General features: G+C 54.1%; 19 protein-coding genes and 1 tRNA gene. 9 read left to right on the top strand and 11 right to left on the bottom strand.

The annotated features are described in order from the left end of the window. Window positions 1-23 precede the first annotated feature (23 nt). A complete protein-coding gene (gene nupC / locus ACOTYH_RS15615; protein WP_006811440.1) occupies window positions 24-1,211 on the bottom strand; it encodes a nucleoside permease NupC in 1,188 nt (395 codons plus the stop codon). 345 nt (window positions 1,212-1,556) lie between these two features. Between nupC and ACOTYH_RS15610 the strand changes: the two genes are divergently transcribed. Next, the gene (locus ACOTYH_RS15610) at window positions 1,557-2,795 is read left to right on the top strand and encodes an Nramp family divalent metal transporter (protein WP_023295104.1); all 1,239 of its coding nucleotides are present in this window, start codon (window positions 1,557-1,559) and stop codon (window positions 2,793-2,795) included. 33 nt (window positions 2,796-2,828) lie between these two features. Here the strand turns inward: ACOTYH_RS15610 and ACOTYH_RS15605 are convergent, their stop codons facing one another. Both ACOTYH_RS15605 and mgrA read right to left on the bottom strand, forming a co-directional pair. Beyond that, window positions 2,829-3,176, bottom strand: coding sequence for a DUF2502 domain-containing protein (locus tag ACOTYH_RS15605; protein ID WP_033487398.1), 348 nt, complete (start codon window positions 3,174-3,176; stop codon window positions 2,829-2,831). A 126-nt stretch (window positions 3,177-3,302) separates the two neighbouring features. Then, window positions 3,303-4,301, bottom strand: a complete 999-nt coding sequence (gene mgrA / locus ACOTYH_RS15600) for an L-glyceraldehyde 3-phosphate reductase (RefSeq protein ID WP_058689118.1) — start codon at window positions 4,299-4,301, stop codon at window positions 3,303-3,305. Window positions 4,302-4,487: 186 nt separating this feature from the next. Here mgrA and ipdC point away from each other — a divergent pair, with 186 nt between their 5' ends. Then, window positions 4,488-6,146, top strand: a complete 1,659-nt coding sequence (gene ipdC, locus ACOTYH_RS15595; protein ID WP_023295103.1) for an indolepyruvate decarboxylase — start codon at window positions 4,488-4,490, stop codon at window positions 6,144-6,146. On the opposite strand, the gene ACOTYH_RS15590 is transcribed toward ipdC, so the two are convergent. Beyond that, window positions 6,147-7,382 carry an ion channel protein gene (locus tag ACOTYH_RS15590; RefSeq protein WP_045141727.1) on the bottom strand — a complete coding sequence of 412 codons (1,236 nt, stop codon included), beginning with the start codon at window positions 7,380-7,382 and terminating at the stop codon, window positions 6,147-6,149. Window positions 7,383-7,587: 205 nt separating this feature from the next. Here ACOTYH_RS15590 and glk point away from each other — a divergent pair, with 205 nt between their 5' ends. After that, entirely contained in the window at window positions 7,588-8,553 is a 966-nt protein-coding gene (glk, locus tag ACOTYH_RS15585) for a glucokinase (protein WP_045327736.1), read from the top strand. Between the two features lie 35 nt (window positions 8,554-8,588). Here the strand turns inward: glk and ACOTYH_RS15580 are convergent, their stop codons facing one another. Both ACOTYH_RS15580 and ACOTYH_RS15575 read right to left on the bottom strand, forming a co-directional pair. Continuing rightward, on the bottom strand, window positions 8,589-9,320 hold the full coding sequence (locus ACOTYH_RS15580; RefSeq protein ID WP_015572237.1) for a LytR/AlgR family response regulator transcription factor: 732 nt from the start codon (window positions 9,318-9,320) through the stop codon (window positions 8,589-8,591). Between the two features lie 13 nt (window positions 9,321-9,333). Continuing rightward, window positions 9,334-11,031: a sensor histidine kinase gene (locus tag ACOTYH_RS15575; RefSeq protein ID WP_032671789.1), complete on the bottom strand. Its 1,698-nt coding sequence runs from the start codon at window positions 11,029-11,031 to the stop codon at window positions 9,334-9,336. A 386-nt stretch (window positions 11,032-11,417) separates the two neighbouring features. Between ACOTYH_RS15575 and alaC the strand changes: the two genes are divergently transcribed. Continuing rightward, window positions 11,418-12,653, top strand: a complete 1,236-nt coding sequence (gene alaC / locus ACOTYH_RS15570; protein WP_017383460.1) for an alanine transaminase — start codon at window positions 11,418-11,420, stop codon at window positions 12,651-12,653. A gap of 56 nt (window positions 12,654-12,709) precedes the next feature. On the opposite strand, the gene ypdK is transcribed toward alaC, so the two are convergent. Together ypdK and lpxP are read right to left on the bottom strand one after the other, a co-directional pair. Next, on the bottom strand, window positions 12,710-12,781 hold the full coding sequence (gene ypdK / locus ACOTYH_RS15565) for a membrane protein YpdK (protein ID WP_099458937.1): 72 nt from the start codon (window positions 12,779-12,781) through the stop codon (window positions 12,710-12,712). A 359-nt stretch (window positions 12,782-13,140) separates the two neighbouring features. After that, window positions 13,141-14,061: a kdo(2)-lipid IV(A) palmitoleoyltransferase gene (gene lpxP / locus ACOTYH_RS15560; protein ID WP_086524742.1), complete on the bottom strand. Its 921-nt coding sequence runs from the start codon at window positions 14,059-14,061 to the stop codon at window positions 13,141-13,143. Window positions 14,062-14,329: 268 nt separating this feature from the next. Between lpxP and ACOTYH_RS15555 the strand changes: the two genes are divergently transcribed. Continuing rightward, on the top strand, window positions 14,330-15,709 hold the full coding sequence (locus ACOTYH_RS15555) for a diguanylate cyclase (protein ID WP_032102748.1): 1,380 nt from the start codon (window positions 14,330-14,332) through the stop codon (window positions 15,707-15,709). Between the two features lie 13 nt (window positions 15,710-15,722). Here the strand turns inward: ACOTYH_RS15555 and ACOTYH_RS15550 are convergent. Both ACOTYH_RS15550 and ACOTYH_RS15545 read right to left on the bottom strand, forming a co-directional pair. After that, window positions 15,723-15,794: transfer RNA gene (locus ACOTYH_RS15550), tRNA-Arg, on the bottom strand. A 75-nt stretch (window positions 15,795-15,869) separates the two neighbouring features. Beyond that, a complete protein-coding gene (locus tag ACOTYH_RS15545; protein WP_058689115.1) occupies window positions 15,870-16,799 on the bottom strand; it encodes a formate/nitrite transporter family protein in 930 nt (309 codons plus the stop codon). Window positions 16,800-17,113: 314 nt separating this feature from the next. On the opposite strand from ACOTYH_RS15545, the gene mlaA reads away from it, so the two are divergent. Further along, window positions 17,114-17,866 (top strand): phospholipid-binding lipoprotein MlaA, encoded by a 753-nt coding sequence (gene mlaA / locus ACOTYH_RS15540; RefSeq protein WP_003861365.1) that lies wholly within the window; start codon window positions 17,114-17,116, stop codon window positions 17,864-17,866. A gap of 44 nt (window positions 17,867-17,910) precedes the next feature. Here mlaA and fadL read toward each other — a convergent pair whose 3' ends face one another. Then, on the bottom strand, window positions 17,911-19,194 hold the full coding sequence (fadL, locus tag ACOTYH_RS15535; protein ID WP_032102746.1) for a long-chain fatty acid transporter FadL: 1,284 nt from the start codon (window positions 19,192-19,194) through the stop codon (window positions 17,911-17,913). Window positions 19,195-19,566: 372 nt separating this feature from the next. On the opposite strand from fadL, the gene ACOTYH_RS15530 reads away from it, so the two are divergent. The 3 genes from ACOTYH_RS15530 to fadJ all read left to right on the top strand — a co-directional run bounded on the left by ACOTYH_RS15530 (window position 19,567) and on the right by fadJ (window position 23,537). After that, on the top strand, window positions 19,567-19,851 hold the full coding sequence (locus tag ACOTYH_RS15530; protein WP_017383455.1) for a YfcZ/YiiS family protein: 285 nt from the start codon (window positions 19,567-19,569) through the stop codon (window positions 19,849-19,851). A gap of 228 nt (window positions 19,852-20,079) precedes the next feature. Beyond that, the gene (fadI, locus tag ACOTYH_RS15525; protein WP_017692982.1) at window positions 20,080-21,390 is read left to right on the top strand and encodes an acetyl-CoA C-acyltransferase FadI; all 1,311 of its coding nucleotides are present in this window, start codon (window positions 20,080-20,082) and stop codon (window positions 21,388-21,390) included. Next, complete coding sequence (gene fadJ / locus ACOTYH_RS15520) at window positions 21,390-23,537, top strand: fatty acid oxidation complex subunit alpha FadJ (protein ID WP_058689112.1); 2,148 nt, start codon at window positions 21,390-21,392, stop codon at window positions 23,535-23,537. The genes fadI and fadJ overlap by 1 nt, the downstream gene beginning before the upstream one ends. The last annotated feature ends 54 nt before the right edge of the window (window positions 23,538-23,591 follow it).

Genomic DNA, 23,591 nt, shown 5'->3' with positions numbered 1-23,591 from the left:
CGGTTTTTATTACGCGGTATGAATTACAGAACCAGTGCTGCGATAGAGGCAGACAGGACGCTCACCAGCGTTGAACCGTAAACCAGCTTCAGGCCAAAGCGAGAAACGACGTTACCTTGCTCTTCGTTCAGGCCTTTAATCGCACCAGCGATAATACCGATGGAAGAGAAGTTCGCGAAGGAGACCAGGAAGACGGACAGGATCCCTTCCGCACGAGGGGAGAGTGTGCTGGCAATCTTCTGGAGATCCATCATCGCCACGAACTCATTGGAAACCAGTTTCGTTGCCATGATACTGCCCACCTGCAACGCTTCGTGAGCGGGCACGCCCATCACCCAGGCAATCGGGTAGAAGATGTAGCCCAGAATACCCTGGAAGGAGATACCGAGTACGGCCGCAAACAGGGCGTTCAGCGCAGCGATCAGCGCGATAAAGCCAATCAGCATTGCGGCGACGATAATTGCAACCTTGAAACCCGCCAGAATGTATTCACCCAGCATTTCGAAGAAGCTCTGTCCCTCGTGCAGGTTTGACATCTGAATGTTCTCTTCGCTGGCATCCACACGGTACGGGTTAATCAGCGAAAGCACGATAAAGGTGCTGAACATGTTCAGAACCAGCGCCGCAACTACGTATTTTGGTTCCAGCATGGTCATATACGCGCCCACGATAGACATGGAAACGGTAGACATTGCGGTTGCCGCCATGGTGTACATGCGGTTACGGGACATCTTGCCGAGAATATCTTTATACGCAATGAAGTTCTCAGACTGACCCAGGATCAGCGAGCTGACTGCGTTAAAGGATTCTAGTTTGCCCATGCCGTTAACTTTCGATAACAGGAAGCCGATCGCACGGATAACCACCGGCAGAACGCGGATGTGCTGAAGGATACCGATCAAGGCAGAGATGAAGACGATAGGGCAGAGCACCTTCAGGAAGAAGAAGGCCAGACCCTGATCGTTCATGCTGCCAAAGACGAAGTTTGTCCCTTCGTTGGCAAATCCGAGCAGTTTTTCGAACATTTCGGAGAAGCCTTTCACGAAGCCCAGGCCTACGTTGGAGTTCAGGAAGAACCACGCAAGTAAAACTTCAATGACCAGCAGTTGGACAACATAGCGAATACGAATTTTTTTGCGGTCTGTGCTGACCAGCAATGCAAGTGCAGTAACGACAACGAGTGCCAGGACAAAATGAAGGACGCGGTCCATATTTGCTCCAAATATGAGGCAGGTTTAATTTCCGTGCACATTCTATGTAACAAGCACAAAGAAAACGAGATCAAGCCCACACTATAGTTACATCCTGTGACGAGTCTCAAAAATAGTGATCAACAAGACATTTTTGTTATGTTAGGTAAATGAGTGAAAAGTTAAGTTTGTGTGCTACGCTTCACAAATGTCTGCGCATTTTCACATTCTGTGACCTTGCTCCACCTGCCTGTCTATCGTTCCTGACTATCAGAGAAATCATGTTAACCGTTACAAATGAACTTGATAATCATTCTCATTTTGATAGCATAAAACATAGCAAAGGCTATATTTCCAGAGGCAGAAATGACGAATAGTCGCGTAGAGAGTAGCAGCGGCAGAGCGGCACGCAAGCTGCGGTTCGCATTAATGGGACCGGCATTCATTGCCGCGATTGGCTACATCGATCCGGGTAATTTTGCGACCAATATTCAGGCCGGGGCCAGTTTCGGCTATAAACTGCTGTGGGTTGTGGTATGGGCCAATCTGATGGCGATGCTGATTCAGATGCTCTCCGCGAAGCTGGGTATTGCTACCGGAAAAAACCTGGCGGAGCAAATCCGCGATCATTATCCACGTCCGGCAGTTTGGTTTTACTGGGTTCAGGCGGAAATTATCGCCATGGCCACCGATCTCGCCGAGTTTATCGGGGCGGCGATCGGCTTTAAGCTTATCTTGGGCGTCTCCCTGCTTCAGGGGGCGGTGCTGACCGGTATCGCCACTTTCCTGATTCTGATGCTCCAGCGGCGGGGACAAAAACCGCTGGAGAAAGTCATCGGCGGCCTGCTGCTGTTCGTCGCTGCCGCCTATATTGTTGAGCTGATTTTCTCCCAGCCGAATCTGGCGCAGCTGACGAAAGGGATGGTGATCCCGTCGTTACCCACTTCTGAAGCCGTTTTTCTGGCTGCCGGAGTGCTGGGGGCGACCATCATGCCGCACGTCATTTATCTGCACTCTTCATTAACCCAGAATCTGCATGGCGGGACGAGTAAAGAGCGCTACTCCGCCTCGAAATGGGATGTGACTATCGCGATGACCATTGCCGGATTTGTGAATCTGGCGATGATGGCGACCGCCGCCGCCGCGTTCCACTTTAACGGGCATACCGGGGTTGCCGATCTCGACCAGGCTTACCTGACGCTGGAGCCGTTGCTGAGTCATGCCGCTGCCACTATTTTTGGTTTAAGCCTGGTCGCTGCGGGTCTTTCATCTACGGTTGTGGGGACACTGGCCGGGCAGGTGGTGATGCAGGGGTTCGTACGTTTCCATATTCCGCTGTGGGTTCGCCGCTCGGTCACGATGCTGCCTTCCTTTGTTGTGATCCTGATGGGGCTGGATCCGACCCGCATTCTGGTGATGAGTCAGGTACTGCTAAGTTTCGGGATTGCGCTGGCGCTGGTGCCACTGCTGATCTTCACCAGTAATAAATCGCTGATGGGCGAACTGGTGAATTCGACGTGGGTGAAGCGCGCCGGGTGGGCCATTGTGGTCGTGGTGGTGGCGTTAAACTTGTGGTTGCTGATAGGCACAGCCGCAGGCCTGTAAAAGAAAAAGGAGCCGGAAGGCTCCTTTTTGTTGTTAATGGTGATGGCCGTGACCGTGGCCTCTGCCTTTTCCATGACCCCAGCCGCCACGGCGGTCGTCACGATCGTTCCAGCCTTCGCGGTAGCCGCGTTCGTAAGCCTTACGCTTATCCCAGCCACGGTGATAGCCGTTATCGTGTTTCCACCAGCGGTTTTGACGCCATTCATAATGGCGATGCCAGTAGTCACGGTCGCGCCAGTAGCCACCGTCCCAATATCTGCCGTAGTCATCACGATCGCCAATTTGTAATTTAATCGATGGCAACAGGGTGATTTCGCCCGCACTGGCGACCAGCGGGGCCGAAACCAGTAATACCGCTGCAAGAATCAGTGACCTGAACATACTCTTCTCCTTCACGATCGGGGCCGCTGTGCGACCTGTTAACGCAATTTTACGAGTTGGTAAACATTCGTTTCATCGCCTCAACTCCTAAATCAGGAACGAGAGCACTTTTTGCTAAAAGTGTTTTTAATCTGAACTGGACAGGATCGTATCTATCGTCTTCAGCTCTTCTGCCGTGAACCGACAATTCTCAAGCACGCCTGCTGCATCTTCAATTTGTCCGGTCTTGCTTGCGCCGATGAGCACGGATGTCACCGCATCGTGGCGCAGGATCCAGGCCAGTGCCATTTGCGATAGCTTTTGCCCCCGGTTTTCCGCCAGCGCATTCAGCTTGCGTACCTTTTCCAGCTTTTTGTCGGTGATCTGCTCCGGGTTAAGGAACTTACTGCCGCTTGCTGCGCGAGAATCCGCCGGGATACTGTTCAGATAGCGATCGGTCAACTGTCCGCCCGCCAGGGGGGAGAAGGGGATACATCCCACCCCTTTATGCTGCAACACGTCCAGCAACCCCTCTTCAGGCGCACGTTCAAACATGGAGTACTTCGGCTGGTGGATCAGACATGGCGTGCCCAGATCCTCCAGTATTTCAATCGCCTGCCTTGCCACTTCTGCCGGGTAGTTGGACAGACCGATGTACAGCGCCTTGCCCTGACGCACCACATGGTCAAGCGCTTTCATGGTTTCACGTAGCGGCGTTTGTGGATCCGGGCGGTGGTGATAGAAAATATCGACATACTCCAGCCCCATACGCCTGAGGCTCTGGTCCAGGCTGGCGATCAGATATTTACGTGAGCCCCAGTCGCCGTAAGGCCCGTCCCACATGGTGTAGCCCGCTTTGGTGGAGATGATTAGCTCATCGCGCCAGGGCAGGAAATCCTCCTGCAAAATGCGCCCGAAATTACGTTCGGCCGAACCAGGAGGCGGGCCGTAATTATTGGCAAGGTCAAAATGCGTAATACCCAAATCGAAAGCACGCTGTAAAAGTTGACGGCTGTTTTCGAGTAACGTCGCGTCGCCAAAATTATGCCAAAGCCCCAGCGAGATGGCGGGAAGCTTAAGGCCGCTTTGCCCACAGCGGCGATATTGCATTGTCTGATAACGATTTTTGTCAGGCTGATAACCCATTGGCGAGACCTCTGGCGTTGGAAAGAAACATCAGTGTATACGTTTACACTAACCTGAAGAAAATGAGCATAGCTCAGCTTTTTTCGTAAAGCATTCTTTCCAGACCCTGATTGTCGCCAATTCTGGACACGCTTCACGCTTATTTAATACTCAGAGTGAGGTCAACGTCAGAAGGACACTTATAATATGCGTACCCCCTATTGCGTCGCCGATTACCTGCTGGACCGACTAACAGATTGTGGTGCCGATCATCTGTTTGGTGTGCCAGGCGACTATAACCTGCAATTTCTCGATCACGTGATAGACAGCCCGGACATCTGCTGGGTGGGCTGTGCCAATGAACTGAACGCGTCTTACGCCGCAGACGGTTATGCCCGCTGTAAGGGCTTTGCCGCGCTCCTGACGACATTCGGCGTTGGGGAGTTAAGCGCCATGAACGGTGTGGCGGGCAGCTTTGCCGAACATGTTCCCGTCCTCCATATTGTGGGGGCCCCGGGTATGGCGGCGCAGCAGCGAGGAGAGTTATTGCACCATACGTTGGGCGACGGCGAGTTCCGCCATTTCTATCATATGAGCGAACCCATCACCGTTGCACAGGCGGTACTTACCGAACAAAACGCCTGCTATGAAATTGACAGAGTCCTGACCACTATGCTGCGGGAGCGCCGTCCGGGCTACCTGATGCTGCCCGCTGATGTGGCGAAAAAAGCCGCTACGCCCCCTGTAAGCGCTCTCACTGTTAACCCCGCACCGGCTGATTTAGCCTGCTTGCAGGCGTTCCGTGAGGCTGCCGAAAAGCGCTTGTCCACGAGCAAACGCACCGCGCTGTTAGCGGACTTCCTGGTACTCCGCCATGGTCTGCGCACGGCCCTTCAGACGTGGGTGAAAGAGGTGCCGATGGCACACGCCACCATGCTGATGGGCAAGGGCATTTTTGACGAACGACAGAGCGGTTTTTACGGCACCTACAGCGGATCGGCGAGCGCCGCGCCGGTCAAAGAGGCCATCGAGGGGGCTGATACGGTGCTGTGTATTGGCACGCGCTTTACCGATACGCTCACTGCCGGGTTTACCCACCAGCTGACGCCAGACCAGACGATAGAGGTTCAGCCCCACGCGTCCCGCGTCGGCGACGTCTGGTTTACGGGTATCCCGATGAGGGAGGCCATTGAAACGCTGACAGCGCTGTGTAAAACCTATGTTCGTGATACGCGAGCGCCATTGGATCACAGCGGCTTTTCGTTCCCGACTATCGAAGGGGCGCTGACTCAGGAGAGCTTCTGGCGTACCCTGCAAACGTTTATCCGCCCCGGAGACATTATTCTGGCTGACCAGGGAACGTCTGCTTTCGGCGCTATCGATCTGCGTTTACCGGCGGACGTGAACTTTATCGTCCAGCCGCTGTGGGGATCGATTGGCTACACGCTGGCGGCAGCATTTGGCGCGCAAACGGCGTGTCCGAACCGACGCGTGATTGTCCTGACGGGTGACGGCGCCGCGCAGTTGACCATTCAGGAGCTGGGATCGATGCTGCGCGACAAACAGCGCCCGATTATTCTGGTGCTTAACAACGAAGGATACACGGTGGAAAGGGCCATCCACGGGCCGGAGCAGCGCTATAACGATATTGCCCTCTGGAACTGGACGCAGATCCCGCAGGCGCTGAGCCTGGCGCCTCAGGCAGAGTGCTGGCGCGTCAGCGAAGCGGAAGCGCTGGCGGAGGTGCTGGATAAAGTGGCACACCATGAGCGGCTTTCGCTGATCGAGGTGATGCTGCCGAAAGCCGATATTCCGCCGCTGCTGAGCGCGCTGACCAAAGCGCTGGAGGCGCGCAATAACGCCTGATTACCTGTCGTTTCGCCATCCCATCAGCATCGGTTTGCCCGCCAGCAGGAGCCAGGCGGGCAACATCACGATACAGAGCAGCGGCAGAAGCGTGGTATCCGGCACGACAACGGCCGCCATAAACAGGCTCAGCCACGCATCGCGCGTGACCACCAGTACCAGCCCCAGAATGGAACAGGAGACGGTAATCGCCGCAGGGACAGCGTCAACGTGCTCATGCAGCATCAGCCCCAGCGCGACGCCAACAAATACCGCCGGGAAGATACGACCTCCCCGGAAACCACAGGCCGCAGCGACCACCAGCGCCGCCAGTTTTACCAGCGCGAACAGCAGATAATCGGAGACGCTAAAGACCTGGCTGAAGGCCAGCTGCTGCATCTCGTCCAGACCCTTAAACAGCGTAACCGTCCCGCCGATGGCGCCTAAAACGCCCAGAATAAAACCCCCCATGCCCAGAATCAGCACCGGATGCTTCAGCCTGTGCATCAGACGATGCAGGCGAGGGAGACACCACACCGCGACCATCCCCAGCGCAATGGCGATCGCGACGACGACGGCACCGCTGAAAATATCGGTGAGTTGCATCTGGCCGTAGTGGGGGATGGAGAGTGAAAAATGGGGATGGAAAAACAGGCTGGTGGTGAGGGCTCCCGCAGCGGCGGCCATTAGCGGCGCGAAGAGTTTATCCCACAGCGGTACTTCATGATCACTGCTGAGGGTTTGCGAAAAAATGAGCGCAGCCGCGACCGGAGTGCCAAACAGCGCCCCGATGGTGCCTGCTGACGCCAGGATCGTCCAGTCCAGCGCGCCAACGCGCGGAAAAAGACGCGCCCCCAGAAAGACCGCCAGCGCGATATTAACCGCCATAATGGGATGTTCAGGCCCGAGGCTTACGCCGCCCGCAAGACCGATAATCAGCGCGATAATAAGCCCCGGCAGAGCAGAGGGAGAGACAGGGGCGCCAATCAAGGGTTCCAGTGCCGGGTCCGGCCCGGCATGACCCGGGCTATAGCGGATCACCAGCCCTACGGCAATCCCGGTCAGGGTCAGCATCATCATGATCCAGCCCGGCGAGTCAATGCTGATGCCGAGTTTTACCGGAAGCGCGGTCCATAAAATCGTTTGCAGCACCGCCGCCACTTTCATGACGACGATGAGCACCAGGCTCGACGCCACGCCAATAATCAGCGCCGGGACAGCCAATAACAGCATGGTTCTGGCTCGCGGATGGAGCATGATGATTTCCTTGTACAAAACGGCTTAACGTTACTTTGCACAATCAGCATTGTGGCAATAGTGCAAAAGGTGCTGAAACGGTAAAGTTATAATGTGACGAAGATCGATAATCCATGGGCAGTCACCTTCTGGTCGTTGTTGTTATCACGCCTTGAATTTACAGTGTCCCAAAGATTTATTCTGACTTTAGCGGAGCAGTAGAAGAATGACAAAGTATGCTTTGGTAGGTGATGTAGGCGGCACCAACGCGCGCCTTGCCCTGTGCGATGTGAACAGCGGTGCAATTTCTCAGGCGAAAACCTATTCAGGGCTGGATTACCCAAGCCTGGAAGCGGTGGTTCGCGTCTATCTGGAAGAGCATAAAGTGAGCGTTGAAGACGGTTGTATCGCTATTGCCTGTCCGATCACCGGCGATTGGGTGGCGATGACCAACCACACGTGGGCCTTCTCAATTGCCGAAATGCGGAAAAACCTCGGCTTCTCGCACCTTGAAATTATCAACGACTTCACTGCGGTTTCCATGGCTATCCCAATGCTTAAACCAGAGCATCTGATTCAGTTCGGCGGTACGGCCCCGGTTGAAGGCAAACCGATTGCCGTTTACGGCGCAGGCACCGGCCTGGGGGTGGCGCACCTGGTCCACGTCGACAAACGCTGGGTCAGCCTGCCGGGCGAGGGCGGTCACGTGGATTTTGCGCCGAACAGCGAAGAAGAGGGCATTATTCTGGAGGAGCTACGCGCCGAGATTGGGCACGTGTCGGCCGAGCGGGTGCTTTCTGGCCCGGGCCTGGTGAACCTGTATCGGGCGATTGTAAAATCAGACGGTCGTCTGCCGGAAAATCTGCAACCTAAAGATGTGACCGAACGCGCGCTGGCCGACAGCTGTATTGACTGCCGCCGTGCTTTGTCGCTGTTCTGCGTCATCATGGGGCGTTTTGGCGGCAACCTGGCGCTGAACCTTGGCACCTTTGGCGGGGTCTATATTGCGGGCGGGATCGTACCGCGCTTCCTCGATTTCTTTACCGCCTCCGGCTTCCGTGGCGGCTTCGAAGACAAAGGCCGCTTCAGGAGCTATGTCCAGGACATTCCTGTTTACCTGATTGTCCACGACAACCCAGGCTTACTGGGCTCCGGGGCGCATCTGCGTCAGGTACTGGGTCAGATCCTCTGATGCTCATTCCCCTCTCCTGCGGGAGAGGGAACGCGTTACAGGTGCATGAGCTGGCGGAACTCTTTCACCCTGCTGCGGCTTACCGGCACCTGGAAATCCAGATCCTTCAGCCGCAAAATATAGGTGTTATTAAACCAGGGTTCGATTTCGCGGATCTTGTTCAGGTTGACGCAGAACGAGCGGTGGCAGCGGAAGAAGTGAGCGGCCGGGAGTTTATTGCAGAATTCGGTGATGTTCATCGCCATGACGTAGGATTCACGCCGCGTATAGACAAACGTCATTTTTTCATGCGCTTCGGCATAGTAAATATCGTCGACAGGCGTGACGATGATTCGTTCGTCCTTCACCAGATTAATCGTGTCGTTTTCCCGCGCTACCGGGCTGGCACTGGCGGGTAATGCTTGCTGCTGCCACGCGGCTTCCAGCTTATGCAGCATGCTGATAATACGCGACTCCTGGTACGGCTTCAGAATATAGTCAAACGCCTCAAGCTCGAAGGCTTCCACGGCATGCTCTTTCCACGCGGTGACAAACACAATAAACGGCTTGTGGGCGAACTGATTGATATTTTGCGCCAGCAGGACGCCGTCCAGCGACGGAATATTAATATCGAGGAATATCGCGTCGACCCGGTTATGCTGTAAAAATTTCAGCACGTCCAGACCATCCTCAAAACAGCCAACAATCTCCATCTGGCTGTGGGTTTTGATAAGCCAGCTCAACTCCTGTTGAGCCAGAAATTCATCTTCTACGATGATGACTTTCATCTGTTACTCCGGCCTACGGCAACAAGGATATCGGGGCATTCACGGGCGTTCGCTCATTCGGAACATAAAAGGCAATTTCGGTGCCCGGCTCAAGACGGTGAATATGCAGCCCGTCACCGTACAGCAGTTTGACCCGGTAATGCACATTCAGCAGTCCGATCTTGTTGCCCGGCATTTCGTTTGATTTGACGCGCTCGATGACTTTCGGATCGATGCCGTGCCCGGTATCGCGCACGGCGATGCGCACGCGGTTACCGCTTTCCGTCACGCTAATCGTTACTACGCCTTTACCTTTACACGGCTGAATACCGTGAACAATGGCGTTTTCCACCAGAGGCTGGATCAGCAGGCTTGGGATCACGCAGCTGACCTCTTCATCAATATCGTAAATGACCGTGAGCTTATCGCCAAAGCGTGCCTGCTCGATGGCGATGTAATCCTTGATTTGATACAGCTCTTTTTTGATGTCGATCTGCTCGTCGTCATTTAGCTCAATGTTGTAGCGCAGATAGCGCGACAGATTAAATATCAGCTGCCGCGCGGTATCCGGATTCAGACGGATGGAAGAGGAGATAGCGTTCAGCGCGTTAAACAGGAAATGGGGATTGATCTTGCTTTGCAGGGCGCGCAGCTCTGCCTTATTTGCCATCTCGCGCAGCTGCTCTGCACGCGAAACCTCAAGTTGAGTGGAGATAATCTGCGACAGGCCAATCGCCATCTCCTGGAGCGAGGAGGTGATTTGGTGCGCATGGCAGTAGTAAATTTTCAGCGTCCCCGTGACCACGCCTTTTTCCCACAGCGGGATCACCAGCATTGAGTGGATCTCTGGCGTCCGGTGGGCTTCATCATTGTTTTTAATGATGATTTTTCCGTAGTTAATCGCCTGTCTGGTGGTCGGGCTGATGGTATCGTCGCTGTCGCGATAATTGTGCTCCCCGACGCCAACGTAAGCCAGCACGTGGTCAATATTGGTGATGGCGACCGCATCGGCGTGAATATCACGGCGGATGATATCGCAAACCTGACGTAAAGATTCGGCGTTAACGTGTCGGAAAAGCGGCAGCGTCTTGTTGGCGATATCCAGCGCCAGCTTGGCCTGACGCGCGGCGCTGGCCTCTTTTTCGCCCTCCACGCTTTGCACCAGTAGCACGATAAAACCGATACAGACGCTCCCGAGGATCATAGGAATACCGATCTTCGAGACGATATCCAGCCCCAGCGCAACGGTTGGCGCCCAGACGATGACCAGGATCATGGTCAGCGTTTCGCAGACCATCCCCGCGATAATCCCTGCACGCCAGTGCTGCTTTTTCGGGATTTTGCGGTTAATCCAGCCCGAGAGCAGCCCGGCAATAATGCTGGTGATAAAGCAGGGGACTGCCGTCACGCCGCCAATATCAATCAGGTATCGATGGGTGCCGGCGATGATGCCTGTGATAATCCCTACCCAGGGACCAAAGAGGATCCCGCCCGACATGACGGCGATGATGCGCACGTTCACCAGCGAGCCTTCTACCGGCACCCCGGACCAGGTGCTGAACAGGGCAAACATCGAAAAGATAAACGTGACGGCCAGCAGCTCTTTTGGCGAATGGGCAGATTTATGCAACAGTTCGCGGAACAAGCGGATGCGGATAAGGAAAAAGAGACAGATCAGCATTAATGCCGCGCGGTCGAACACCGCCAGGAGCATATTGAAGATTTCGTGCACGGTCAGGCCTGGGAAAACGGGAAAAATCTATGATAGAAAACATAGGGCCTGATGACCAGCTATCCATCAGATTTATCAAATGGGGAAAAACCATAATTCTCAAAGGGGATTGCTGGCTTTTGACTGAAAGCCGGTGCTTTTCCGTTTGGGGAGAAACGTCAGGTAACGATACTGAAAATATTGTGTTAAATCGTAGCGCTTAAAACTGCCTGTTCGCGATAAGGGTTCCGCTTTTCACTGCAATCACATTCCCGTTTTAGCGCAAAATATTGTTTTGCCGTTATCCTCTCGACAGCGTCTTTTTCTTCAGGTTATTTTCTAAGCACGCCACACGGGTGGCAGCGTCGCTCGGACGGTCCGGGCGCTAACGTGACTCTGAGGAATCTATGGCTGAATTCAGTCCTGAACGCCGTTTTACGCGTATCGATCGTCTCCCCCCTTATGTTTTCAATATCACTGCTGAACTGAAAATGGCTGCGCGTCGGCGCGGCGAAGACATTATCGATTTCAGTATGGGTAACCCTGACGGCCCAACGCCGCCGCACATCGTTGAGAAACTCTGCACGGTTGCGCAGCGTCCTGACACCCATGGGTATTCCACCTCACGCGGCATTCCACGCTTACGTCGGGCGATCTCCCGCTGGTATCAGGATCGTTATCAGGTCGATATCGATCCTGAAAGTGAAGCGATTGTGACCATTGGCTCCAAAGAGGGGCTGGCCCACCTGATGCTGGCGACGCTGGATCACGGCGATACCGTACTGGTGCCGAATCCGAGCTACCCGATTCACATCTATGGGGCGGTGATTGCCGGCGCGCAGGTGCGTTCTGTCCCGCTGGTGGAAGGCGTCGACTTCTTTAACGAGCTGGAACGGGCGATTCGTGAAAGCTATCCGAAGCCGAAAATGATGATCCTCGGTTTCCCGTCAAACCCAACGGCACAATGCGTTGAACTCGAATTCTTCGAGAAAGTGGTCGCGCTGGCTAAGCGTTACGACGTGCTGGTGGTACACGATCTCGCCTACGCCGATATCGTTTATGATGGCTGGAAAGCGCCGTCAATTATGCAGGTACCCGGTGCCCGCGATGTGGCGGTTGAGTTTTTCACCCTGTCGAAAAGCTACAACATGGCGGGCTGGCGAATTGGTTTTATGGTGGGAAACAAAACGCTGGTGAGCGCCCTGGCGCGTATTAAAAGCTACCATGACTATGGCACCTTTACGCCGTTACAGGTCGCGGCCATCGCGGCGCTGGAAGGGGATCAGCAATGCGTGCTCGATATTGCCGCTCAGTACAAACGCCGCCGTGATGTGCTGGTAAAAGGGCTTCATGAAGCAGGCTGGATGGTGGAAATGCCTAAAGCCTCTATGTACGTCTGGGCGAAAATCCCTGAGCCGTATGCGGCGATGGGTTCTCTGGAATTTGCCAAAAAACTGCTTCAGGACGCGAAGGTTTGCGTCTCTCCAGGCATTGGCTTTGGTGACTACGGTGACACGCACGTGCGTTTCGCGCTGATTGAAAATAGCGACCGTATCCGTCAGGCAGTGCGGGGCATTAAAAGCATGTTCCGCGCGGATGGCCTGCTTGCAGCGAAGAGCGTTGCGGAACAACCCGAGTCGTAACGGACAAAAAAAAACAGGCGCCAACGGCGCCTGTTTTTTTGACTGCATTTTCTTAACTAGATCATCAGAGCAAACGTTCCGGCCCAAACTAAAACAATAACCGAAATGCCCATAAAGAAATATTTCACGTTTCATCGCTCCGCGTATCTTCCGGTACGCATTAAAAAAACAGAGTCCAACTGAGTATAGAGGGTTGAAATCATGCGAAAGGGGAAATCGGAATTATCCCGTGACGTCGCTAACTTCAGCTCTGAATTCTGTGCTTTCCTGTCGCCAGACGGCGCTAATGTACGCCTAAATTTCAGGAGTGACAAGAGGCATTTTTTTAAATAATTTCCTACACTTACGAGTGTCGTGGAACGGCGACAGTTTGATTTCGGTACGCAATAAATGCCTGTTGAGCGACGGTCGAAAAAAGCCGTTACGCACTGCGATTACAGGTGTTTGAAAAGGTTAGTTTCTTAGCGAAACTAACCTTCGAAAGGGGTCAGATATAGAGCGAGGCTTCGCCCAGGGGGCGGGTTTTAAAGCGGCGGTGCATCCACAGATACTGCTCAGGCGCACGCATAATTTCAAACTCAATCACCTTATTGATAAAGGTCGCGGCTTCACTCTCATCTTCAGGATAGTTCGCCATCTCTGGGGAGATATGCAGACGATAGCCTGACTTATCCGCTTTTCTGACCATGGTCACCGTCAACATCGCGGCGCCTGAGAGACGTGAAATCACAAAGGTACCGTTCGTCGTAGCGACATCTTTAACCGCAAAGAAAGGGGCAAAACTGCTGCCTTTAGGACCGTAGTCCTGATCCGGGGCAAACCAGACGGCTTCACCTTTTTTCAGGGCGCCAACCATACCGCGGAGATTGTTACGGCTGATCATCGCCTTATTTGAACGCATGCGGCCCCGCGTTTGTACCCATTCCATCAGCGCGCTGTTATGCGGGCGATAGGTTGCCATCATCGGCTGACAAAGACCCATAACGCGGCCGCCCAGCTCAAGCGACATAAAATGCACACCCACAACCATCACGCCGCGGTTTTGCATCTGGGCACGTTTCAGGTTATCCAGGCCTTCCACGTCAAACCATTTACGGACACGCTCGTCTGGCCAGAACCAGGCCATACCGGTTTCAAGCAGCGCCATACCGATAGATTTAAAGTTTTCCGCAATCAGCGTTTCGCGCTGCCGCGCATTGTAATGCGGAAAGCAAAGTTCGAGATTTTTTCGGGCAATGGATTCACGACGCTTAAGAAAGTAACGCGATGCGCTGCCGAGCTTAGAACCCAGGAAACGGATCACGGGATATGGAAGTTGAACCAGCAGCCAAAGCACGCCAAGGCCAAACCATGTAAACCAGTAGCGCGGGTGCAGAAACGCCCGCTGAAATTTGGATTGAGACAAAATAGTGGAACCTATGTGAAGCCTGTGAAGGTAGCGCAGACTTCGCGATACCACGTGCCATTGAGACCGTAGGACGAGGTCATGGTTGCAGGCTTTACCGTTCTTTACGACGTTGCCTGGCCATTGCTGACTTGGGTGGGCGGCATAATGTAGCACCGTTATACATTATGAGCCATCACTCGTTTTTGTTTAAAAAAGCGGCAATTGCGGAGTGGTTTGATTTTGCTATTGTTTAATCTGCGTTCCCGCATGTCTCCTGAAGGTGCAGACCATGGAAACCTACCTGCAAACGGTGAAAGAAGAGTGGGTGAAGCTGATTAATGAAACCGATCCCGATGTGCATCGGCTTGCGACTGAGCTTGCCAGAGACAACGCAACTCCCCTGGTCGCTGAATTCTATCGTGTTGTGCTGGCAGATCCATCGGCAGCTGAATTCCTGACAACCGAACAGGTGGAGAGGCAGCTTCAGGAGGCGCTTCGTCGCTGGCTTATTGATGTGCTCTCATGCCGTGTGGAGCAGGTTGAAGAGCAGATGCGGGCGCAGCAGCGCGCTGCGGATGTTCATGCCCGTATTGGTATTTCGGTTGATTTAGTTGAAATGGGCTTCCGTGTTCTGAAAAAGCTGCTGTTACCTGTCATTACTACCAGCGCCCATTCGCCTGAGGTGAAGCTGCATATTTATCACTACGCGATAAACAGTATCGATCTGGCCATGGAAGTGATGTCGCGGGCCTATGTATTTAGCGAGAACAATGCGGCGAAAGAGGACGAAAATTATCGCATCTTTTCCTTAATGGAGAACGCAGAAGAGGAGAAGGAGAGACAGACCGCGGCGCTGCTGTCATGGGAAATGGTGCTTCTGTATAAGATCACGCTTAATTCCAGTATCGGCAACAGTCTGCCGCTGGGGCAGTCTGAATTTGGACTGTGGTTTAGCCATAAAGGTCGGCACTACTTCAGCGGGATCGCTGAGGCCGGTCATATCTCTCGTCTGATTCAGGAATTCGATGACCTTTTTAACGAGGTCCGTCTTGCAGGGCAGGGTCTGAGTGATAAAGCGCAGCGGGATAAATTCTTGCAGCGAATGCGTAATACCCTCTCGCAAATCATCACGCTTTTGCGCGAACTGTTTGACGAAGTGTCGCGACACGAGGTGGGGGTTGATGTCCTGACCCGCCTGTTGAATCGCCGTTTCCTGCCAACCATCTTCAAACGCGAAATCCTGCACGCCACCCGGGCGGGAACAAAGCTCTCGACGCTGCTGATTGACGTCGACAAATTTAAACAAATCAACGATACCTGGGGGCACAATACCGGGGACGAGATCCTGCGAAAAGTCTCCGGCGCGTTCTACGACAACGTGCGAACCTGTGATTACGTTTTTCGCTACGGCGGCGATGAATTTCTGATTGTGCTAACGGAAATCTCAGAGGTGGACGCGCTGCGAATTGCCGAGCGTATCCGCAGGCGGGTGGAAAAAATCAAGGTTAACTCCCCAACCGGCGATATTATCCCGCTCTCCCTCTCGATAGGCGTTGCGATGTTCAACGGGCATCCCGATTACGAGCGATTGATTCAGGCGGCGGATGAAGCCTTATACGGCGCGAAACGGCGTGGCCGAAACTGCGTGGAGCTTTGGAAGGGGGCGTAAGGAAAGACAGAAGTGTCCCCTGCAGGAATCGAACCTGCAACTAGCCCTTAGGAGGGGCTCGTTATATCCATTTAACTAAGGGGACGAAGCGGCAAGAGTATAGCGTTATTTACACTTTTCGTTAAGCGCATTGCCGCCTGACTGGTCAAAGAGTCACCGTTCACGCCGATTTTTCGGCAGTTTTATCCTTTTTTTCCTGAGCCTTAAGCTCGGCCTTACGCTTGTTGGACATGTCGTTACGGATTTGCGCATGGCTCAGCAGCGCAAAGATAAAGGTCCCGCCACAAATGTTGCCTGCGAGGGTTGGCAGGGCGAACGGCCAGAAAAAGTCGCTCCAGTGGAGTGTGCCGTTAAATACCAGATAAAGGATCTCCACGGTTCCGACAACAATGTGCGTGGTATCGGCGAGTGCGATAAGCCAGGTCATCAGGATAATCACCACGATTTTCGCGCTACCCGCTGACGGGAACATCCAGACCATAGTGGCGATGATCCAGCCGGAAATTATGGCATTAGAGAACATTTCAACCGGCGTGTTTTTCATCACATCCATGCCAATTTTCACAAATGCGTCGCGGGTCGGTTCATCAAATATTGGCATATACTCGAATGCCCAGGCGGCTATGCCCGTACCGATCAGGTTCCCCAGCAGCACGACGCTCCACAGGCGCATCAGTAAACCGAAATTACCGAGGGTCGGATTTTGCATGACGGGCAGTACGGCAGTGACGGTATTCTCCGTAAAAAGCTGCTGTCGCGCCATAATGACGATAATAAAGCCGAACGTGTAGCCTAAATTTTCCAGCAAAAACCCGCCCGGTACGCCTTCCAGCTGAACGTGAAATATCCCTTTGGCGAGCAGAGAGGCACCCATCGACAGACCGGCTGCAATGGCTGACCACAGCAGGGCCATCGCGTCGCGCTCCATCTCTTTTTCCCCGTCCTGGCGAATATGCTCATGAATAGCCATGGCGCGCGACGGCAGGCGATCTTCATCGACTTCTATCTCTTCTCCCCGTTCTTTCTCCTCGCTTTCAATCTCATGTTCCTCTTTGCTTTCACCAATTTTCTCTTCGCTAATGTCTTTCATAACAGCTCCTTCGGGGTAATTGCTCATTTAAGCGTAGCGGCTTTTAGCGCTTTCCCCGTGGGGATGCTCTTAAATTGCTGAAAATGGCAATAAAGGTGAGACATCTCTTTCAAAGCCAATATAAAATTGCCAGCGAAACGAATTCCGAAAGACAGGCTATGCTGAAATTAGCGTGATGACGCGAGCGGGTCGTCATTGTCCTCGTAGACATCGGTAAGCGTGCTGTTACAATCACTTGCACGTTTCAGGCGGAGCATCTCAGGCTCCGTCACAGATGGCATTCAACGATAGCCATATTGAACAGGGAGAAATTTATGAAGCTTCGGCTGTCGGCGCTTGCGCTGGGCGTAACAATGCTTGTGGGCTGCGCCAGCTCTGGCGAGCAAACGGGACGCTCCGATCCTCTCGAAGGATTTAACCGTTCAATGTACAGCTTTAACTATAATGTGCTGGATCCATATCTGGTTCGTCCGGTTGCCGTGGCATGGCGTGACTATGTTCCGCAGCCGGCGCGTAACGGGCTGAGCAACTTTACCAGTAACCTGGAAGAGCCAGCGGTTATGGTCAACTACTTCCTTCAGGGCGACCCGTATCAGGGGATGGTGCATTTCACCCGCTTCTTCCTGAACTCCCTGCTGGGTATGGGCGGCTTAATTGATGTCGCAGGCATGGCGAACCCGAAATTACAGCGTGAACAGCCGCACCGTTTCGGCAGCACGCTGGGTCATTATGGCGTAGGTTATGGTCCGTATGTGCACCTGCCATTCTACGGCAGCTTTACCGTGCGTGATGATGGCGGCGACATGGTGGATACGCTGTATCCTGTACTGTCATGGCTCACCTGGCCGCTGTCGATTGGTAAATGGACCGTGGAAGGAATTGAAACGCGTGCGCAACTGCTGGATTCTGATGGTCTGCTGCGTCAGTCTTCCGATCCGTACATCATGGTCCGCGAGGCCTACTTCCAGAACCATGATTTTATTGCCAACGGCGGTAAGCTGAAGCCGGAAGATAATCCGAACGCGAAAGCCATCGAGAACGAATTAAAAGATATCGATTCGGAATAAATAAAAAAGGTGAGCAATGCTCACCTTTTTTAATCGTGTTGGGATTAGAACGCGTAGTTGAAGTTGGTACCAAACAGCCAGGCTTTACCTTCAGAGGTAAACTCGTACGGGCCTTCCTGGAAGGTCACCTTCTGGCCATGCATGTACGACACGCCCGCGTCGATAGAGGCATTCTCGTTGAACGCGTAGGTTGCCCCCGCACTCACCCAGAAACGGTCCTGATCCGGAATGGAGATAGAACGTTTATCGGCCGGTACCGGGCTGTCATCAAATGCCACGCCGGTACGGAACGTCCAGTTATCATCCATATAATAGGTCGTACCAAGCGCGATACGGTAAGCATCGTGGAAGCTTTCGTCTTTATAGAACAGCGTCTGGCCGTTGCTGCCGGTGGCTTTAAGCTCCTCGAACTGGCTCCAGCTGGTATACGCGAGGCTGTAGTGAATTGCCCACTGCGGCGCAACGCGGTTATAACCTGACACTTCCCACATTTCTGGCAGATGCAGCGACAGTGAACCCGGTACGGTTTGATTCGAGGTACCCCATGGAATGGTGGTGCCCGCGCCTGGGACCATACCGTTGACTGGGCTCAGGATGCCGCTTTTGTAATCGCCATCGAAATCAATTTTCACTTCTGAGCGATAGGTCAGACCCCAGCGGTTGTTTTTATCCAGTTCATACAGGATACCGGCGTTCCAGCCGTAACCCCATTCATCACCTTTCAGGCTGGCAATTTTATTGCTGTTTTTCGGCAGTGCAGCAGTTTGCTCCCCGGAGTAACGCTCGATTTTTGCATCGGCGTAGACAGCATCAAAGCCCAGACCAAAGCTCCAGTTATCGTTCAGACGATATGCGCCGCTCAGGTTGAGGTTCAGGGTCGTCAGGTCGGTTTTACCGCCGTATTCCCCGGCCGGATAGTTGTTATTGAACTCCGTTGCCAGGCCATAGTTAGAGGTGACAGAGGCACCCCAACCAAACTGTTCATTGATTGGCGCAACAAAGTGCAGGTTAGGCACCCACGCGGTCGGCGCAATGTTATCCGCCTTCAGATCTGCGCCGGTGAACTGAGATTTGCCAGAAATGTTGACATCAGGATCGATGTAAACCGCACCGGCAGAGAAGGTAGGGCGATCAAACATCATGATCAGTGCCGGGTTACGACTCGCGTTGCCTGCGTCATCGGCAATCGCACCTTCCCCGGAATACGCACGGCCAAGGCCAGAGGAAGAAAATTCGTTTAACTGGAAGCCCGCTGACCAGGCGGACGTTGAGACGATTGCCACTGCAACTGCTAAAGCAGTTTGTTTGAACAGGGTTTTCTGGCTCATGACCATAACCTCATTGAGTTATTTTTATTCAATAATTGTTACATACCGTAACAGGAGCGCGAAGTGTAGGGTCTGAGGTATGACTTACAAATCAGACCAGTGGCGAGAGTATAGGTCTGACCAGCTGGGATGTTGCAAGTTTGTTTATTAATATTTTCAGATATGTTTCTTGAAACGAGATCTGGTTGGCAAAATTGTGACCAGTGCGATTCCTCTGAAAAGGGGAATTTTGTTTTAGATCATTTTTTAGTGTGATATTGCTCACTTATCCGATTTTGCGCCATTAACGGCTGGAGGGGGCTCGTTCGGGGGCGTAAAATAGACGCATCGTGTTTATCTCGCGCCCTGCGCGAATACAGAGGAAATTGAGCTATGAGTAAATGCAGTGCTGATGAAACCCCGGTTTGCTGCTGTATGGATGTTGGCACCATTATGGACAACACCGATTGCACCGCCTCTTACAGCCGCGTATTCCCTAACCGCGCTGAAGCGGAAGAGACGCTGGCCGCGCTGAGCCAGCGCGCGCGTGAAGTCGAATCCGATCCGTGTGAAATCAAATCCACCTTCACGGAAGTGGAAGGCGGCGTGCGGCTGGATATCGACTTTGTGTTCGCCTGCGAAGCAGAAACGCTGATCTTCCAGCTGGGCCTGCGTTAATACTTTTTGCACGGGCCTACGATCGTGTAGGCCGGGTAAGGCAACGCCGCAACCCGGCAACAAATCTCACAAATGCCTCTGCCATGCAGGGGCATTTTCTTTTTCTTCTCTGTGCCTTAGCTCGCAATTTTTCGCTTCCCCGATTGGCTCAATGTAAAAAAATAGTTAAGACTATTATCAGGTCAGACCACTTAATGTGTGCGCAAAATTTTTTTACAGGGGAGTGTTATGAGTCAGGCATTACCGCTTATCACCCGACACGGTGACCGCATTGCCATTGTCAGCGGGTTACGTACGCCGTTTGCGCGTCAGGCAACCGCGTTTCACGGTATACCGGCTGTCGATCTGGGAAAAATGGTGGTGGGGGAGATGCTGGCTCGCAGCGAGATCCCGCCAGAGGTTATTGAGCAACTGGTTTTCGGCCAGGTGGTGCAAATGCCGGAAGCGCCCAATATCGCACGTGAAATCGTGCTGGGCACCGGCATGAATGTTCACACCGACGCATACAGCGTCAGCCGCGCCTGCGCCACCAGTTTCCAGGCGGTGGCGAACGTGGCGGAAAGCCTGATGGCGGGGACCATTCGCGCGGGGATCGCCGGCGGCGCGGATTCCTCATCCGTGCTGCCCATCGGTGTTAGCAAACAGCTGGCCCGCATCCTCGTGGATGCCAACAAAGCCCGGACCACCGGTGCGAAGCTCAAACTCTTCTCGCGTTTACGTCTGCGCGACCTCATGCCCGTGCCACCTGCCGTTGCTGAATACTCCACCGGCCTGCGTATGGGCGACACTGCCGAGCAGATGGCAAAAACCTACGGTATTACCCGCGAACAGCAGGATGCACTGGCGCATCGCTCGCATCAGCTCGCTGCGAAGGCCTGGTCGGAAGGCAAACTTGCCGACGAGGTGATGACGGCTTACATCCCGCCTTTCCGCGAACCGCTGGTGGAAGATAACAATATCCGTGGCACCTCGACGCTGGAGGATTATGCAAAACTGCGCCCGGCGTTTGATCGTAAACATGGCACCGTTACGGCGGCCAACAGTACGCCACTGACGGACGGTGCCGCCGCCGTGATCCTGATGACGGAATCCCGGGCGAAAGAGCTTGGCATAACACCGCTGGGCTATTTGCGTAGCTACGCCTTTACCGCCATTGATGTCTGGCAGGACATGCTGCTCGGTCCGGCCTGGTCCACGCCGCTGGCGCTGGAGCGTGCGGGGTTGACGCTGGCTGACTTAACCCTGATCGATATGCACGAAGCCTTTGCCGCACAAACCCTGGCAAACATTCAGCTGCTGGCAAGCGAGCGCTTCGCGCGCGATGTACTGGGCCGCGCCCACGCGACCGGCGAAGTGGATCAGAGTAAGTTTAACGTGCTTGGCGGATCCATCGCCTACGGCCATCCATTTGCGGCGACCGGCGCGAGAATGATAACCCAGACGTTGCACGAGCTGCGTCGTCGCGGCGGCGGTTTTGGTCTCGTTACCGCCTGTGCGGCGGGCGGCCTGGGTGCAGCAATGGTTCTGGAGGCTGAATAATGGAAACGACATCTGCATTTAACCTGGCTGTCCGCCTTGATAACGTGGCCGTTATCACCATTGATGTACCCGACGAAAAGATGAACACCCTGAAGGCCGAGTTTGGCGTTCAGGTGCGTGCGATGCTCAGACAGATCCGCGAAAACAAAGCGATACGTGGCCTGGTATTTATCTCGGCAAAGCCGGATAACTTTATTGCCGGGGCCGATATCAACATGATTGCCCGGGCGAAAAGCGCTCAGGAAGCAGAAGACCTGGCGCGTCAGGGGCAGCAGGTCATGGCGGAGATCCATGCGCTGTCGATACCCGTTGTCGCTGCGATCCACGGGGCCTGCCTGGGCGGTGGGCTTGAGCTGGCGCTGGCCTGTCACAGCCGCATTTGTACCGACGATGCGAAAACCGTACTCGGACTGCCGGAGGTACAGCTTGGATTGCTGCCCGGTTCAGGTGGCACGCAGCGCCTGCCGCGTCTGGTAGGCGTCAGTACGGCGCTTGAGATGATTTTAACCGGTAAACAGCTGCGCGCCCGCCAGGCGTTAAAGGCGGGTCTGGTTGATGAGGTCGTTCCGCACGCCATCTTGCTTGAAGCCGCCGTTGAGCGGGCGCTGAAAGGTCGTCAGGCGAAACGCCCTCTGCCGGTGCGCGAGCGTATCCTCGCCGGGCCGCTGGGGCGCACGCTGCTGTTCAATATGGTGGGTAAAAAAACCGAGCAAAAAACCAAAGGGAACTATCCGGCAGCGACGCGCATTCTGAAGGTGATTGAAACCGGTTTATCGCAGGGCAGCAGCAGCGGTTATGCTGCGGAAGCGAAAGCCTTTGGCGAGCTGGCGATGACGCTGCAGTCGCAGGCGCTGCGCGGCATTTTCTTTGCCAGCACGGAGGTTAAAAAAGATCCGGGCAGTGAAGCTGAACCGGCTCCGCTGCGCGCCGTTGGCGTTCTGGGTGGTGGGCTGATGGGCGGCGGCATCGCATTTGTCACCGCCAGCAAAGGCAAATTGCCCGTACGTATCAAAGATATCAACCCTAAGGGTATCAACCACGCGTTGCAGTACAGCTGGCAGAACCTTGATCGCAAAGTGAAACGCCGCCATATCAAGGCCAGTGAGCGTGATAAAACCCTCGCGATGATCACTGGCGCCACCGACTACAGTGGGTTTGCACACCGCGATCTGGTGATTGAAGCCGTGTTCGAAGATCTCGCCCTTAAGCAGCAGATGGTGGCGGACGTTGAACAGCATTGCGCGCCGCACACCATTTTCGCGTCAAACACCTCGTCTTTGCCGATCGGCGACATCGCGGCGAAAGCCGTGCGCCCGGAGCAGGTGATAGGGCTGCACTATTTCAGCCCTGTCGAAAAAATGCCGCTGGTGGAGGTTATTCCACATGCCACAACCAGCCCGCAAACTATTGCCACCGTGGTGAAGCTGGCGAAAAAACAGGGCAAAACCCCGATTGTGGTCGCGGACAAAGCCGGCTTCTACGTCAACCGCATTCTGGCGCCTTACATTAACGAAGCGATGCGGTTGCTGACGGAAGGGGAGAAAATTGAGCACGTCGATGACGCTCTGGTGAAGTTTGGTTTCCCCGTCGGCCCAATCCAACTTTTGGATGAAGTAGGAATTGATACAGGGACTAAAATTATCCCTGTGCTGGAAGCGGCTTATGGCGATCGTTTTGCGCCGCCTGCAAACTTTGTTTCCGCAATTTTGAAGGACGATCGCAAAGGCAGAAAAAATGAACGCGGTTTCTATCTTTACGCCGTGAAAGGGCGTAAAAGCAAGAAACAGGTCGACCCTTCGGTTTATGCGCTTATTCCTGTCACGGGTCAGGGAAAACTGTCGGCGGTTCAGTGTGCTGAGCGCTGCGTGATGATGATGCTCAATGAAGCGGCGCGCTGCTTTGGTGAGCAGGTGATCAAAAGCGCGCGCGACGGCGATATCGGCGCCGTGTTTGGTATCGGTTTTCCGCCATTCCTTGGCGGTCCGTTCCGGTATATGGATACCCTCGGGGCGGGTGAAGTGGTTGCGATCCTGCAACGTCTGGCCTCGCAATATGGTCCACGGTTTACACCTTGTGACGAATTATTGCAGATGGCGGAACGGGGTCAGACATTCTGGCCCGCAAGGGAAACTGATTGCGTAAACTGAAGTCAAAGAAGGGTAAATCCTGAGGTGATGGAACCTGTTCTGGCGAAATTGTAA

The sequence above is a fragment of the Enterobacter cloacae complex sp. SHL001 genome (assembly GCF_049236825.1).
Lineage (GTDB): Bacteria > Pseudomonadota > Gammaproteobacteria > Enterobacterales > Enterobacteriaceae > Enterobacter > Enterobacter hormaechei_C.
This window is presented reverse-complemented; position numbering and strand designations above follow the sequence as displayed.

Coding starts and splice junctions, on each gene's coding strand:
- ACOTYH_RS15610 (WP_023295104.1), top strand. CDS start 1,557: ATGACGAATAGTCGCGTAGAGAGTAGCAGCGGCAGAGCGGCACGCAAG.
- ACOTYH_RS15555 (WP_032102748.1), top strand. CDS start 14,330: ATGGAAACCTACCTGCAAACGGTGAAAGAAGAGTGGGTGAAGCTGATT.
- ACOTYH_RS15545 (WP_058689115.1), bottom strand. CDS start 16,799: ATGAAAGACATTAGCGAAGAGAAAATTGGTGAAAGCAAAGAGGAACAT.
- fadI (WP_017692982.1), top strand. CDS start 20,080: ATGAGTCAGGCATTACCGCTTATCACCCGACACGGTGACCGCATTGCC.
- ACOTYH_RS15590 (WP_045141727.1), bottom strand. CDS start 7,382: ATGCTCCATCCGCGAGCCAGAACCATGCTGTTATTGGCTGTCCCGGCG.
- alaC (WP_017383460.1), top strand. CDS start 11,418: ATGGCTGAATTCAGTCCTGAACGCCGTTTTACGCGTATCGATCGTCTC.
- mlaA (WP_003861365.1), top strand. CDS start 17,114: ATGAAGCTTCGGCTGTCGGCGCTTGCGCTGGGCGTAACAATGCTTGTG.
- ipdC (WP_023295103.1), top strand. CDS start 4,488: ATGCGTACCCCCTATTGCGTCGCCGATTACCTGCTGGACCGACTAACA.
- ACOTYH_RS15580 (WP_015572237.1), bottom strand. CDS start 9,320: ATGAAAGTCATCATCGTAGAAGATGAATTTCTGGCTCAACAGGAGTTG.
- nupC (WP_006811440.1), bottom strand. CDS start 1,211: ATGGACCGCGTCCTTCATTTTGTCCTGGCACTCGTTGTCGTTACTGCA.
- fadL (WP_032102746.1), bottom strand. CDS start 19,194: ATGAGCCAGAAAACCCTGTTCAAACAAACTGCTTTAGCAGTTGCAGTG.
- ACOTYH_RS15530 (WP_017383455.1), top strand. CDS start 19,567: ATGAGTAAATGCAGTGCTGATGAAACCCCGGTTTGCTGCTGTATGGAT.
- glk (WP_045327736.1), top strand. CDS start 7,588: ATGACAAAGTATGCTTTGGTAGGTGATGTAGGCGGCACCAACGCGCGC.
- fadJ (WP_058689112.1), top strand. CDS start 21,390: ATGGAAACGACATCTGCATTTAACCTGGCTGTCCGCCTTGATAACGTG.
- mgrA (WP_058689118.1), bottom strand. CDS start 4,301: ATGGGTTATCAGCCTGACAAAAATCGTTATCAGACAATGCAATATCGC.
- ACOTYH_RS15605 (WP_033487398.1), bottom strand. CDS start 3,176: ATGTTCAGGTCACTGATTCTTGCAGCGGTATTACTGGTTTCGGCCCCG.